Source organism: Luteimonas sp. R10 (assembly GCF_045689605.1).
Classification (GTDB): Bacteria; Pseudomonadota; Gammaproteobacteria; order Xanthomonadales; family Xanthomonadaceae; genus Luteimonas.
Window position 1 is genome coordinate 121037 of sequence record NZ_CP141262.1, and the last position, 14713, is coordinate 135749.

At 71.1% G+C, this 14713-nt stretch carries 10 protein-coding genes; all 10 read right to left on the reverse strand.

Annotated elements, in window-relative coordinates; all coding sequences use genetic code 11:
• The 10 genes from U3649_RS00540 to U3649_RS00585 all read right to left on the reverse strand — a co-directional run bounded on the left by U3649_RS00540 (position 1) and on the right by U3649_RS00585 (position 14625).
• Complete coding sequence (locus U3649_RS00540; protein WP_407352958.1) at positions 1-1041, reverse strand: sensor histidine kinase; 1041 nt, start codon at positions 1039-1041, stop codon at positions 1-3.
• A 2-nt stretch (positions 1042-1043) separates the two neighbouring features.
• Positions 1044-1703 carry an alpha/beta hydrolase gene (locus U3649_RS00545; RefSeq protein ID WP_407352959.1) on the reverse strand — a complete coding sequence of 220 codons (660 nt, stop codon included), beginning with the start codon at positions 1701-1703 and terminating at the stop codon, positions 1044-1046.
• A gap of 61 nt (positions 1704-1764) precedes the next feature.
• A complete protein-coding gene (gene mdoH / locus U3649_RS00550; RefSeq protein WP_407352960.1) occupies positions 1765-3660 on the reverse strand; it encodes a glucans biosynthesis glucosyltransferase MdoH in 1896 nt (631 codons plus the stop codon).
• Entirely contained in the window at positions 3648-5171 is a 1524-nt protein-coding gene (locus U3649_RS00555) for a glucan biosynthesis protein (RefSeq protein WP_407352961.1), read from the reverse strand. Before U3649_RS00555 ends, mdoH begins: the two co-directional genes overlap by 13 nt.
• A 324-nt stretch (positions 5172-5495) precedes the next feature.
• Positions 5496-6764, reverse strand: a complete 1269-nt coding sequence (gene fabB / locus U3649_RS00560) for a beta-ketoacyl-ACP synthase I (protein ID WP_407352962.1) — start codon at positions 6762-6764, stop codon at positions 5496-5498.
• A gap of 1 nt (position 6765) precedes the next feature.
• Positions 6766-7281, reverse strand: coding sequence for a 3-hydroxyacyl-[acyl-carrier-protein] dehydratase FabA (gene fabA / locus U3649_RS00565; RefSeq protein ID WP_407352963.1), 516 nt, complete (start codon positions 7279-7281; stop codon positions 6766-6768).
• 659 nt (positions 7282-7940) lie between these two features.
• Positions 7941-8693: an SDR family NAD(P)-dependent oxidoreductase gene (locus U3649_RS00570; protein WP_407352964.1), complete on the reverse strand. Its 753-nt coding sequence runs from the start codon at positions 8691-8693 to the stop codon at positions 7941-7943.
• A gap of 42 nt (positions 8694-8735) precedes the next feature.
• Positions 8736-10013, reverse strand: coding sequence for an MFS transporter (locus U3649_RS00575; RefSeq protein ID WP_407352965.1), 1278 nt, complete (start codon positions 10011-10013; stop codon positions 8736-8738).
• Positions 10010-12211, reverse strand: a complete 2202-nt coding sequence (locus U3649_RS00580) for an alginate lyase family protein (protein ID WP_407352966.1) — start codon at positions 12209-12211, stop codon at positions 10010-10012. Before U3649_RS00580 ends, U3649_RS00575 begins: the two co-directional genes overlap by 4 nt.
• 221 nt (positions 12212-12432) lie before the next feature.
• On the reverse strand, positions 12433-14625 hold the full coding sequence (locus tag U3649_RS00585; RefSeq protein ID WP_407352967.1) for a chondroitinase-B domain-containing protein: 2193 nt from the start codon (positions 14623-14625) through the stop codon (positions 12433-12435).
• Positions 14626-14713 lie beyond the last annotated feature (88 nt).

The window sequence follows — 14713 nt, forward strand, 5'->3', positions numbered from 1 at the left end:
TCAGTCGAGCGGCAGCTCGATCTCGCAGGCATAGTAGCCCTCGTGCCAGCCGCAGGCCATCCGCGCGCTCGCGCCGAAGGCGTAACTGAGACGATGGGCGATGTTGCGCTGGGCATGGCCCGCGCCCTGCGGCACCTGCGGCTGCCCGGGCGGCGGCAGCGACGGGTTGCGTACCCGGAGGTACAGGGTGTCCGGGGTCGCGACGAGTTCGATCGCGACGCAGCCGCCCCGCGGCAGCCGCGAGATGCCGTGCAGCACCGCGTTCTCCAGCAGCGGCTGCAGCACCAGCCGCGGCATCGGCAGCGTCCACGGCAACGGTTCGGTCCTGCGCCATTGCACCTGCAGGCGCTCGCCCACGCGCAGCTGCTCGATGGCCAGATACTGCTCGGCCAGCCGCACTTCCTCGGCCAGCGACGAGTCGCCCTCGCCGGCGCCGAGCGCGGCACGGAACAGGTCGGACAGGTCGAGCACGGCGCGCTCGGCCACCACCGGATCGCGCCGCAGCAGGCCGGCGATCATGTTCATGCTGTTGAACAGGAAGTGCGGCCGGATCCGCGCCTGCAGCGCATCGGCCTCGGCGCGGGCGCTGGCGTTGACCTGCGCCCGCCAGCCGTCGATCACGTAGAAGTAGCGAAGCGCGAGCGCGGTGATCAGCGCCACCACCGCGCACGAGCCGCCGACGAAGCGCCAGAAGCCGGGCCAGGCCTCGGCCGCGCCGACGCTGGCGAACAGCGCATGCACCACCGCCGCCGCGATCGCCGCCACCAGGCTCGACAGCGCCACCGCCGCCAACGCGCCGAAGCGCTGCGGCAAGGTCGACAGCGCCCGCCGCGATACGCACAGCAGCACCGAGACCGCCAGCGCCAGCCACAGCGCATAGCCGCTGACGGACAACAGCCGCACCGGATCCCAGCCCGGGGACCCGTCCGGCACCAGCGCCACCACCACCACCACCAGCTGCGCGAGGCCGAGCATCGCCGCCAGCCGCGGCAGCCGGCACAGATCCGGCAGCCACGGTTCGCGGTTGCGCGGATCGCTCATCGCTAGGCGCCCAGCCTCGCCGACAGCCAGTCGCCGAGATCGGCGATCTCCTCGGCGCAGACCGAATGCGGCATCGGATAGGCATGCCACTCGACCGCGAAGCCGTGCCGGCGCAGCAGCGCCGCGCTGTGCTCGCCGGCCGCATGCGGCACCACCGGGTCCTGGGTGCCGTGGGCCATGAACACCGGCTGCCGGGTCGCCGCGTCCGGCGGCACGGCGGCGGCCTGCGCGCCGGGAAGATAGGTGGACAGGCCGATCAGCCCCGCCAGCGGCGCGCTCCGGCGCATGCCCGCGGCCAGGGTGATCGCGCCGCCTTGCGAGAAGCCGGCGAGGAAGATCCGTTCCGCGGGAATGCCGCGCTCGACCTCGCGCGCGATCAACGCCTCCACGTGCGCCACCGATTCGGCCACGCCCTGCTCGTCGGCGCGGTTGGCGAGATCGGCGTCGCGGATGTCGTACCAGGCGCGCATGCGCATGCCGTTGTTGATCGTCACCGCGCGCACCGGCGCATGCGGGAACACGAAGCGCAGCGGCGGCCAGTCGCGCCGCACCAGCTCCGGCACGATCGGCAGGAAATCGTGGCCGTCGGCGCCGAGGCCGTGCAGCCAGAGCACGCTCCAGCGTGGATCGGGGGCGGTTTCGCGTTCGAGCGTTTCGAGCATGGCGGGCACGGGATCGGAAGCGATCCGCATTATGCACGGCGCGCCTTTGGCGGCGCCGCGGTCACGCCGCCGCCGTGCGCTCGGCCGGTTCGATGGCGGCAGGCGGTGCGGTGCGCAACTCGGCCGCCCGCAGCAGCAGCGGCGGCGGCGCCAGTTCCTCCGGCGTACACAGCAGGCGCCAGCGCCGCAGGCGCTGGCCGGTCGCGCGCGACGATGTGAGCATCACGATCGGGATCGACAGCCCGAGCCCGACGATGACCGGCGACATCCACGCCGCCAGGCCGGGCGAGACCGCGTACGCGATCGCCCCGGAGACGACCCCCATCACGGTGGCGCCACCATAGCTGCGCAGCAGCGCCGGGAACGGCTGGCTGCCGTCGTCCCGCCGCTGCGGATCCCAGCCCGAATCCTTGCCCGCCAGCACCCCGGCCACCCCGCGCGACTGCACGTACATCGTCACCGGCGCCATCAGCGCGGCGAGCACGATCTCCAGCAGCACGCCGACCGCCGCCCGCAGCGCGCCGCCGCAGCCCCGCCGCGTCTCGCGATCGGCCATGCTCGCCACGTAGCCCAGGAACTTCGGCGCCAGCAGCATCGACATCGTCAGCGCGAACACCCAGAGGAAGCGATCGGCGTCCTGCGCCAGCCAGTAGGCGGCCGCCGAGTAGCGGTCGCCGTCGAAGCCTTGTCGCAGCGGGATGGCGATGCCGACGAGCATCAGCATCGCCCACAGCGGCGCGGTCATGTAGTGGCCGATGCCGATCAGCAGATGCCAGCGATTGACCCAGTGCAGTCCGCGCGCCGGCAGCACCGCGGCGTGCTGCAGGTTGCCCTGGCACCAGCGGCGATCGCGCACCAGCATGTCCGTCAGCGACGGCGGCCCCTCCTCGTAGCTGCCGGGCAGGCCCGGCACCATGTGCAGCGCCCAGCCGCCGCGGCGCAGCAACGCCGCCTCGACGAAATCGTGGCTGAGCACGTGGCCGGAAAACGGGGCGAACCCGCGCAACGGCGGCAGGCCGGCATGGGCGGCGAACGCCGCGGTGCGGATGATCGCGTTGTGGCCCCAGTAGTTGCTCTCGGCACCATGCCACCAGGCGACGCCGTAGGCCATCACCTGGCCGAACATGCGCCCGGCGAACTGCTGCATGCGCGCGAACAGGGTGGTGCCGTTGACGATCAGCGGCAGGGTCTGGATCAGCGCGACGTCGCGGTGCCGCTCCATCGCGACCGCCAGCCGCACCAGGGTATCGCCGGTCATCAGGCTGTCGGCGTCGAGGATCACGAACTGCGGCCAGGCGCCGCCCCAGCGCCGCACCCACTCGGCGATGTTGCCGGCCTTGCGTTCGCGGTTGTCCTCGCGCAGCCGGTACCAGATCCGTGCGCCATCGCCCAGCCGCGCGCGCAACGCCGCGAACGCGCGCGCCTCCGCGGCCTGGACCTCCGGCCGCCGGCTGTCGCTGAGCACGAAGAAATCGAACTTGTCCGCATGCCCGGTCCGCGCCAGCGATTCGTGCATCGCCTGCAGCCCGGCCATCAGCCGCGCGGGATCCTCGTGGTAGGTCGGCAGCAGCAGGGCGGTCGGCGACGCCGGCGCCGGCAGCGGCGTATGCGGCGACAGCCCCAGCCGCCCGGGCCGTCGTTGCAGCATCACCACGAATCCGGCCAGGGTGCCGACGAAGGTCTGCACGATCCAGGCGAACAGCGCCACGAAGATCACCAGCAGCAGGCCTTCGAGCAGGTCGATCCCGTCGCCGCGCAGCAGCCACCAGATCTGGTAGGTGGCCACGAAGGTCAGCAGTGCGGCGATGCCGATCACCGCGCCGCGGCGCCAGCGCATCGCCGGCGGGGCGCTCGGCAGGCGCCGCGCCGCGATGCGGCCTTCGCGCAGCGACTGCACGGGCATCGGCAGCGGCGACTCCGGCGGCAGCGGCGCGGACACGGAACTCATGGCGTCCATCGGTACAGCCAGGTCTCCGACAGCGGCCGCGACGGCTCGCCGAGGACCAGTCGCAGCTCGATCGCGGCGGCATCGCCGGGCGCCAGTTCGAAACTGGAACGCCAGCCGCCGGTGCGCGGATTGCGGTAGGCCACCGCATTGCGCAGCTCGCCGGCCGAGGCGCTGGCCTGCAGCGGCGGCTCGGCATCGTCGGCCAGCCGCGCCAGCGATCCGCCCTGCCAGTCGATCACGAACAGGCGCGCGCCATCGGCCGCCTTGCCGGTGCGGGTGGCGGCGACCGTCGCCAGCGCCGGCTTCCACTCGTGGCGGTCGCACCAGTGCAGGCGGTAGCGCCAGCGCGACTCGCCGCCGGCGGCCAGCGGCGCGCGCGGGCGCCAGAAGGCGACGATGTTGTCGTGGTACTCGTCGGCGGTCGGGATCTCCACCAGGTGCACCTCGCCCTCGCCCCAATCGTCGAGCGGCTCGACCCAGAGGCTCGGCCGGTTCTCGTAGGCGGCCTCGGCATCCAGGAAATCGGCGAACGCGCGCTTGCGCTGCATCAGCCCGAAGCCGCGCGGATCGCGTTCCTGGAAGCCGCTGTGCTGCAGCACCGACGGATTGGCCAGCGGCCGCCACACCTGCTCGCCGGCGCCGGTCAGCAGCGCCAGGCCGTCGGAATCGTGCACCGCCGGGCGCCAGTCGTCGATGCCGACGCGGTCGCCGGCGTCGAAGTGGAACATGCTGGTCAGCGGCGCGATGCCGGCCAGGGCGAGGGCGCGGCGCGGGAACAGCCGCGCATCGACGTCGAACACCGTTTCCGCCCCCGGCGCGACGCGGAAGCGGAACGCGCCGGCCACCGACGGGCTGTCGAGCAGCGCATGCACCACGATGTGGTCGGCGCCCGCGTCCGGCTGCTCGAGCCAGAACGCGCGGAAGGCCGGGAATTCCTCCGGCTCCGGTTCGCCGGTACCCAGCGCCAGCCCGCGCGCCGAGAGCCCGTAGCCGAGCCCGCGCGGCAGCGCGCGGAAATAGCTGGCGCCGAGGAACACGCACAGCTCGTCGAAGCGCCCCGGTTCGTTCAGCGGCGCATGCAGGCGGAAACCGGCGAAACCGATGTCGTCGAGCTCCGGCACCGGCTGCGGCGCATAGTCGAACAGGTCGGTGGAGAACGCGAACGGCCGCGAGCGGCCGCGGTGCACGACGTGCACCGCCACCCGGTCCTTGAACAGGAACCCGCGGTGGAAGAATTGCGCCTGGAACGGCAGGCCGTCCTCCCGCCACAGCGCGCGTGCCGCCTTGTAGCGGAAGTCGCGGTACTGGTCGTAGCCGATCGCATCGAGCGCAGGCGGCAGGTCGGCCACCGGTTGCCGGTAGGGCGCGGCCGCCAAGCGCCGCGCCAGCGCGGGTACGGTGCCGTCGTCGAACGCTGTCGCCGCGACGGGATCGACAGCCGGTCGCGCGAATGCGCGCGCGGCCGGCCCGAACGCCAGCGGCCCCGAGAGGGCGGCGGACAGCAGTTGTCGTCGCTTCACACGGAAGCCCTCGAAATACCCAACGGCGCATGATCGTGACTCCGCCGTGATTTTTCCGCTAAGCCGGGTGCGCCGAGCGGTCGTTCGCACCGGCGTGGACGCGCTGACGCGGCCGGAGACCTGAATCGCCGTTCAGTCAAGGCGCTCCGCTCCGGCCGCAGGCCGGCGCCGGCGATCGCCGGCGCCGGAGCGGATCCGCCTACGGCGATGACCCGGCCGTCGCCGCAGGCGGGTGATCGGCACCGGCGACGAGGCCGCAGCCTCGATCCGGGCGCGCCAGACGAGCGCCATCCATGGGGAGGCCTGGCGCGGGTCGGGAACGGCTCAATCGACGCGCGCGAACACCAGGCTGGCATTGGTGCCGCCGAAACCGAAGCTGTTCGACATCACCGTGTCGAGCCTGGCGTCACGGCTCGCGCGCACGATCGGGTAGCCCTCCACCTTCGGATCCGGGCGTTCGATGTTGGCCGAACCGGCGATGAAGCCGCGCTGCATCATCAGCAGGCAGTAGATCGCCTCGTGCACGCTGGCCGCGCCCAGCGAATGGCCGCTGAGCGCCTTGGTCGACGACAGCGGCGGCACGTCGGCGCCGAACACGTCGCGCACCGCCTGCAGCTCGATCACGTCGCCGACCGGGGTCGAGGTGCCGTGGGTGTTGAGGTAGTCGATGCCGCCGGTCGCGCGCCCCGCCATGCCCTCCATCGCCATCCGCATGCAGCGCACCGCGCCCTCGCCGGAGGGCGCCACCATGTCGACGCCGTCCGAGGTGACGCCGTAGCCGACCAGTTCGGCGAGGATGCCGGCGCCGCGCGCGCGCGCATGCTCGTATTCCTCCAGCACCAGCATGCCGCCGCCGCCGGCGATGACGAAGCCGTCGCGGTCGGCATCGTACGGGCGCGAAGCGGTAGCCGGGGTGTCGTTGTGCCGCGTCGACAGCGCGCCCATCGCGTCGAACTGCGCGGTCATCGCCCAGTGCAGTTCCTCGCCGCCGCCGGCCAGCACCACGTCCTGGATGCCGTGGCGGATCATGTCGGCGCCGGCGCCGATGCAGTGCGCCGAGGTGGCGCAGGCGGCCGAGATCGAATAGCTCACGCCGCGGATGCCGAACGCGGTGGACAGCGTGGCCGAGACCGTCGAGCCCATCGAGCGCGGCACCATGTACGGGCCGATCTTGCGCACCCCGCGGTTGCGCAGCAGGTCGGCGGTCTCGATCTGCCACTGCGGCGATCCGCCGCCGGAACCGGCGATCAGGCCGGTGCGCGGGTCGTGCAGGGTCGCCTCGTCGAGCCCGGCGTCGGCGATCGCGTCGCGCATCGCCACGTAGGCGTAGGCGGCGGCATCGCCCATGAAGCGCTTCAGCTTGCGGTCGATCTGCGCCGCCAGGTCGATCTGCGGAACCCCGGCCACCTGGCTGCGCAGACCGAGCTCGGCGTATTCGGGCACGGCGCGGATGCCGGCCCGGCCCAGGCGCAACGATTCGGCGACCTCGTCGGCCGCGTTGCCCAGGCACGACACCACGCCCAAACCGGTCACCACGACACGCCTGGCCTGGGCAGGCTTCGTTTCGGCAAGCTTCGTCTCGAGCGGACGCATCTCAAAAACCCTCTGTCGAGCGGAACAGCGCCACGCGCAGGTCCGCGGCGGTGTAGATCTCGCGCCCGTCCACCAGCGTGCGGCCCTCGCCGATGACCAGCGCCAGCTTGCCGCGCATCACCCGGCGGATGTCGACCTCGTAGCCGACCACTTTGGCCTCGGGCAGCACCTGCCCGGTGAATTTTACCTGGCCCACGCCCAGCGCCCGGCCGCGGCCGGTCTCGCCCAGCCACGGCAGATAGAAGCCGCACAGCTGCCACATCGCGTCCAGCCCCAGGCAGCCGGGCATGACCGGATCGCCGCGGAAATGGCAGTCGAAGAACCACAGGTCCGGCCTGACGTCGAGCTCGGCGCGGATGACGCCCTTGCCGTAGCGGCCGCCCTCGGCCGAGATCTCGGTGATGCGGTCGAACATCAGCATCGGCGGCAGCGGCAGGCGCGCGTTCTCGGCGCCGAACATCTCGCCGCGGGCGCAGGCCAGCAGCTGTTCGCGGTCGAATGAGGAGGGTCGATTCATGTCTTCTCGCATGCAGGGAATCGCACACTTTGCCAGCACCGGGCGAAAACTGCCTTGACGGGCATCAAGCGCGCGCGACGACCGCCTTCAGTACGGTGGCGTATATCCGCGCCTTCCCGGGTTTTACCCGGAACGAGCGCGGGCGAGCGCGGCGATTCGCGCCAGACGCGACGCGGCCTGGATCCAGAGCAATTTCATGTCAGGCGTCTACATATGCCGCCGGACGCTTCCTCTCCCGCTTGCGGGGCGAGGGAGAAATTCTCGCGACATGCGTAAACGCTCTGACACGAAATTGCTCTAGGGCCTGCCGGAACCTGCTCTGCGAAGGCGGCAGGATTCGCGGCGTCGCGACTTCCGTCGCTCCCACAAAGAGCCGACCAGAGGCACGCGGGCCTGGTTCTTGTGGGAGTGGCAACAGCATGCTGTTGCCGGGAAGTCGCGACTGGCCCGCCCCGGTCCGGGGGCCGGGCCTGAGACTGTGCGGAGCGGCGTCATCACTCGGTTGCGTATCGACATACGCGCCTTCGTTCTTCCTTGCCCCGCGCACCTTCAGGCCCGGCGCGAGGCGCGACCTGCTCGGGAAGCGTCAACAGGCCCCGGACGACCGTCGGAGGTGCCTGAAAGCCGTTCTTTGGCCTGCCGACAGGCCGCGGGCAGGCTCAGGAGAAGAACGCGCCGCCGTTGACGTCGACGTTGGCGCCGTTGATGAAGCCGGCCGCGCCGGACGCCAGGTACACGGCGGTGTCGGCGGCCTCCTCGGGGCGCCCTTCCCGGCGCAGCGGCGTGGCGTTGGCGACGGCCGCGCGCACTTCCGGCTTGGTGAACTCGTCGTGGAAGCGGGTGGCGATCATGCCGCAGCACAGCGAGTTGACACGGATGCCGCGCGGCCCCAGCTCCTTGGCCATCGCCCGGGTGAAGGTCATCACCGCGGCCTTCGCGGTGGCATACATCGCCGCGCCGGGACCGCCGCCGTCGCGGCCGGCCAGCGAGGCGAAATTGACGATCGCCGCGCCTTCGCCCATGTGCGGCACCACCGCCTGGGTGGTCAGGAGCACCGATTTCAGGTTCAGGTCCATGACCTTGTGGAAGAAGGCCTCGTCGATGTCCGCCAGCTTCTTGCGCGCGACCATGCCGCCGGCCACGTTGACCAGGACGTCGATGCGGTCGCCGAACGCCGACCGGGCCGCCGCGACCAGTTCCGCGACGCCCTCGCTCCGGGAAACGTCGGCGCGGTGGACGATGGCCTGGCCGCCGGCCGCCTGGATCCGGCTCAACGTGTCCTGCGCGCTGGCCTCGTCGTGGGCGTAGTTGATGCAGACCCTGGCGCCGGCCGCGGCCAGCTTCAGCGAGACTGCGCGGCCGATGTCGCGGCCGCCACCGGTGACGATCGCCACCTTGTCTTTGAAATCCATGATTGGAGGTCCTGGTTGTTGTTGTTGCATTGGGGAGGGGAATCAGTCCTGCGCCGGCGCCCGGTCCAACCGCTCGATGCGGCCGGTGAGCCACCAGATCGACGCCAGCGACAACGGAACGAGGGCCGCGACCAGGATGAAGATCGGTGCGAACGACTGCTTGGTCATCACCGGTACGAGCCAGGTGGTGATCAAGGTGCCGGCCACGGCGAACAGGCCGCCGATGCCGGCCAGCGAACCGACCGAACTGCCGCGGAACACGTCGCCCGGCAGCGTCTGGATGTTGCCGATGGCGACCTGGAACCCGAACAGCACCGCCGCGATCGTCAGCACCGCGACCGCGGGCTCGGCCGCCAGCACCGCGCCGAGCAGCGCCGGCGCCATGACCGCGCCGCCCAGGGTGATGGTCCACTTGCGCGCGCGGTGCACGCTCCAGCCGCGCACGATCAACCGGCCCGAGAGCCAGCCGCCGAACAGGCTGCCCAGCATCGCGCCGACGTACGGCACCCAGGCGAACAGGCCGATCTGCTTGACGTCGAAGCCGAACGTCTCGGCGAGATAGATCGGCAGCCACGAGACGAACAGCCACCAGATCGGATCGAGGAAGAAGCGCGCCAGCACGATGCCCCAGCTCTGGCGATGCGACATCAGCTCGCGCATGCCGGGGGCGTACGCCGGCGGCTGCGGGCCGGCATCCACGGGCGCATCCAGGATCAGCACGCGTTCGGCCTCGCTGACCCAGGGATGCTTGTCGGGTCCTGCGCGATACACGATCAGCCACGGCAGCAGCCAGGCCAGACCCAGCGCACCGATGAGCAGGAAGGTCCCCTTCCAGCCGAAGGCGAGGAACAGCAGCGCGATCAACGGCGCCGACACGATCGCGCCGATCGACGCACCGGCATTGAAGATGCCCTGGGCGAAGGCGCGCTCGCGCGCCGGGAACCACTCGGCGTTGGCCTTCACCGCGCCCGGCCAGGCACCGGCCTCGCTCACGCCCAGCAATGCGCGGAACACGCTGAACGACAGGATCGAGTTGGCGACGGCGTGCAGCGCGATCGAGATCGACCACACCGCGATCGACAGCGCGAATCCCAAGCGCACGCCGATGATGTCGAACAGGCGCCCGAACCCGACCTGCCCCGCGGCGTAGAACAGCATGAACACCGTCACCAGCAGCGCGTAGTCCTCCTTGGTGGCGCCGATGTCGCCGGAGATTTCCGGCCACATCACCGCCAGCGCGTTGCGGTCGATGTAGTTGATCACCGTGGCCACGGCGATCAGGCCGATGATGACCCAGCGCACTGCGGATCGCTTCGTCATGGGGTTTCCTCGGTGGTGGGCGCGGCGGAGCGCGCGGGCTCGGCCTGCTGGTCGAAGCGCGCCCAGGCGCCCTTCCATTCGTAGGTCCGGCCGCCGGCCGTCACCCGGTGGGCGCGGTCCTGCATGGGCTCGTCGGCCACCGCCAGTGCGAGCGTGTTGCCGGTGGACAGGGTGAGCACGATCACCGAGGCGGCGTCACCGCGGACGTGCGCGATCCGCGTGATCCGGCTCGCCGCGCCGTGCACGGTCTCGACGGTGCCGTCGTACCGGCCATGCGGCTCGAGCACGCCGAAGAACGTCGCGTCGCCTACACCGTCGATCCGCCGGATCAGCGCCTGCTCGCGGCGCAGGTTGAAGTCCGGGTCGTTGGCGCCGCTTTCCACCAGCAGCGCGCGGCTCGGCGCGCTGGCGCCGAAGCGGTAGGTATAGAAGCGGCCGTCCAGCAGCCACGTCAGCGAGCGGGCCGCGGCCGAAGCGTCGCTCTCCGCGTCCAGCCACAGGTGCTGGTAGCCGGCACGCGCGCCCAGCACCGGCCGCACGGCACTGTGGCGCTGCGCTTCGAAGCCGACCGACATGAGATGGCCGTCGAAATGCAGGGGCAGGTCGTAGCGCGCCGGTCCGGCGCCCTCCACGTGCAGCAGGTCGATGGCCGCGGGGAACGGCAGGTCGGGATGCCCGACCAGCACCAGCGTACGGGTGAACGCCACGCCCTCGTAGGCGCCGCGCATGCGCGCGGAGGCGATCTGCGTCTCCGCATCGGCACCCGTCCATTGAGCGGAGCTCGCCCCGCTGCCCTCCACCTCGAACAGCAGCGGCTCCGGCGCATGCGCCTCGCCCCGCTTCCAGTCCCCGTCGAAATGGCTGCGCTCGTCGACGACCAGGGTGTTGTGCGCGACTGTCTGCTTCGCCCAGCTGGTGTTCTCGGGCAGGTAGGTGCCACCGGCCTTGGCCTCGATGTTGAGGAAGCGCGCGGCGCCGTAATCGGTCACCACCGCCCGGCCGTTGTCGTAGAAGAGCCAGTTCAGCTTGTCGAAGTGGCCGTGGCCCATGCCCTGCGAGGTGTTCTTCATCACCAGCGCCTGGCCATGCTCGTCGTCGGGACGCCCGCCGCCCATGCGCAGGATCGCCAGGCCGCCGCGGTCGCCGTCCGCGCCGTCGCGCAACATGAGCGGCCGGAACGCGAACGGTTGCGCGCGCCCCTCGGCGATGCCCCGGGCGACCTGCAGGCCTTCGGGCGTGAGCACGGTGCGGCCCTGCCGCTGCGCGACCGAGAGCAGGCGCGCGTCCTGCGTCTGCGCATAGGCGATGGCGACCCCCGCGACCAGCTCCTCGGTATCCAGGCCCTTGTCGGGCATGGCGTCGTTGATCGGGAAGAAGTAGCCCGCGTAGCTGGTCTGCACCAGGGTGTCGACCGCCTTGAGCAGCACGCCGTCCTTGCGCCGGAAGATGCGGCGCCGCGGTTCGTTGCGCTGGATCGCGCTGGCGAAGATCACGAACGGCGCCAGCGCATAGCGCTGGTAGTAGGGGCCTTCGGCGTAGTAGCCGTCCGGCGAGAACAGCCGATCGACCTGCGCCAGGAAGCCGCCCTGGCCGTCCTTCGCCGTGCCGAGCAGGGCTTTGTCGACCAGGTCGCGATCGCGCAGCACGTAGCCGGTCATGCCCACGCCGGCCGTCGCCCAGGTCGCGTGGTTGTGGATGGCATTGAAGCGGTCGGGCGTGCCTTCGGAGAGGAAACGCGCCATGCGCCGGAACACGTCCTCGTCGATGCGCTCGCGGTCGGCGGGGGGCAGCGCATCGCGAATCGCGTCATAGCCCTGGATCGCATGCGCCAGCCACACCGAATCGTTGAGCTGCTGCCAGAACAGGCGCCCGGACGCCTGCTCGCTGCGCCGCGCCGGATGCGGCCCCAGGACCGGATAGAGCCGCGCGTACTCGAGCAGCATTTCGCGCGCGAACTCCGCATAGGCACGATCGCCGGTCAGCCGGTACAGGGCACCGGCGCCCTGCAATGCAAGGTAGTTGCGCTTGTGCTGCTCGTGCGTGTAGCCGCCGCCGGGGTCCTTCGGCACCGGCACCACGACGCCCTGCGCCATCGCCGCGCGTACGACCCGCTCCACCCGCGCCTGCTCGGCGGCGAACATCGGTGCGCTCGCGCCTTCGGCACGCATGCGCCGCCAGTCGGGCTCGCCGACCAGCACCGGTCGCGCTTTTCCTCCCCCTTTGAAAAAGGGGGATCGAGGGGGATTCGCTCTTGCTGTTGCTTGCGCCGGGCGCCGAGCAAATCCCCCCAGCCCCCCTTTTTCAAAGGGGGGGAAAGCCTGAGCCGATCCGGAAGAAGCTGCGGAAACCTCAGGCTCCGGTTCCGGCTGCGCATGCGCCGTCACGGCCAGCACGATCGCCAGACATGCGACGATTCGCCTCATCGCACCGCTCCGGCCGGCACGTCCGAGGCGATGCCGGGCGAGTCGGCGAACCGGTTGTCCGAAGCGAGCAGCACCGGCTCGCCCACCGTCCGCACGAAGCGCACGCCGCCGCTGCGCTCGAATGCGTTGCCGATGAGTTCGGCGCGCTGCACGCCGTGCAGGCGCAGGCTCGGCACGTCGCCGCCGCCGACGCGATCGAATCGCGAACGGGCGATGCGCAGTTCCGGCCCGAAGGTGCTCTCGTCGGTGCCGCCGCGATACAGGTCCACCGCCGGGCCGCCTACCCGCGAGAAATGCGAATCCACGATCGTCACCCGTTCGGCGTTGTAGGTGCCGCGGTCGTCGGTCTCGGACGCGGCGGCGAGCACCGAGCCGGTGATGCCGTCGACCTCGACCCGGCGCAACGTCACCGCATCGGCCAGGGTGTCCTTGCCCAGGGCGATGACGTCGAAGGCCCGGTTCACCTCCAGGCCGCTGATCCCCACGTTCTCCAGCACCAGCGCGTAGTTCGCCGCGCCGGAACCGGGCCGCGTGCGGATCACCGCGTTGCCCGCCTGGTCGGGGGCGGCGCTGCCCACCACCGCCACGTTCTCCAGCTTCAAGCTGCCGCCGCGCGCGATCTCGAACAGCACCGAACGCGAGAAGGCGATGGTCGCCCCGCCGCTCGCCGGACCGGCGATGGTGAGCGGATGCGCGACCGGCAGCACTTCGTCGACCAGATGGCGGCCGGGCGCCAGCGCGATGCGGTCGCCGGCGGACGACCGCGCGACGGCACGCGACAGCGTGCCCTCGCCCGGCTCGACCTGCAGCGTCGCGCCGGTGTCCAGGCCCGGTTCCGTCGCCTCCTTCGGATACCACGGCACGCCGACCTCGTCGCGCGGGATCGGACGCAGCGCCGGCCGCGCGCCCGCCTCCAGCGGCGCCGCCGGCACCTGCAGCCCGGTCGCCGCCCTGCGCATGTCCACCCGGCGGCCCTGCACGCCGCCCGGCAGGTGCGGCGATGCCGCGGGGCTCTGCACGTTGCCGGCGAACGCGATGCCGGACGGGTCGCCGAGCACCTCGACCGGATCGGTGTCGCCGACGATCAGGTTCTTCTCGAAACGGCTGTTCACCGGCGCCAGCGAACGCTCCTCGTCCATGCCGGTGCCGAACAGGATGCTGTCCACGTCGACGAAGGTATTGCCCTCGATCACCGCGCCGTCGACCTGGACGTAGCGGTTGAGCGGCGAATCCGGCACGCCGTACATCACGCTGAGCGCGGAGGCGAAACCGTCGCCGCGCAGGCCCTGGAAATGGTTGTTGCGCACGGTCTGGCGGCGGTTGATGACCCGCACGCCGCCGGTATGCGGCTTGCCGCCGCCCAGGAAGACGTTGTCCTCGACGAGGTTGCCGTCGCCGTGGCGCAGCACCAGCGCGCCTTGCGAGCGATGGAAGACGTTGCGCCGGTAGACGTTGCCGCCGGACTTGTTGGAGACGATCTCGACCTCGCCGTCGCAGCGCTCGAACCAGTTGTCCTCGACCACCGTGTGCGAATCCGACAGCGAATCGTGGCTGGTGCCCACGCGCAGGGTCTCGCCGCCGTTGGAGCCCAGGTTCGGGCGCGGCCCGAACCAGTTGTGGTCGATGCGATGGCGGTTGTCGAGCCCCTGCCTTTCGTCCCGCACCACCACCATCGTGGTCCCGGCGTTGCTCTTGCCGACCAGGTGCCCGTGGTCGAAGCGGTTGTGGCGCCCGTACAGCGCGACCCAGTGGTCCGACTGGCGCCGGTCGGGGTTGTTGAAGCGGTCGATCACGATGCCGGTGGCGCGGCTGTGGTTGGCGCGCGCCTTCGGCGTGCGGCGGAACGAGAACACCTCGCCGGTCGGCGACCAGCCGTCGCGGAACACCAGGTTCGACACCACGAGGTGTTCGCCGGCCATGCGCAGGTTGGAGCGGCCGGTGAGCACGACCTTGCCCGGCGTCTGCGCGGTGAGGGTGATCGGGCGGTCCGCGGTGCCCTTGCCGGAGAACAGGACCTGGAAATCGCGCCATTCGCCATCGGCCAGCACCAGGGTGTCGCCCGGCTGCAGGCCGCCCACTGCCTCGGCGAAGGCCGCGGGATCGTGGACCAGCCGCTCCTCGGCCTGTGCCTGCAGGCCTGCCGCGAGCAGGACCACCCCCACGAGCGCAACCGCCTTGAACTTGCGCATGCCACCTCCCTCCGAATCCCAGCGATCGCGCCAGAGTGTCGCGCCGATGATTGGCCTGTCCAATATACGTTAACTGGTATACAAAGCT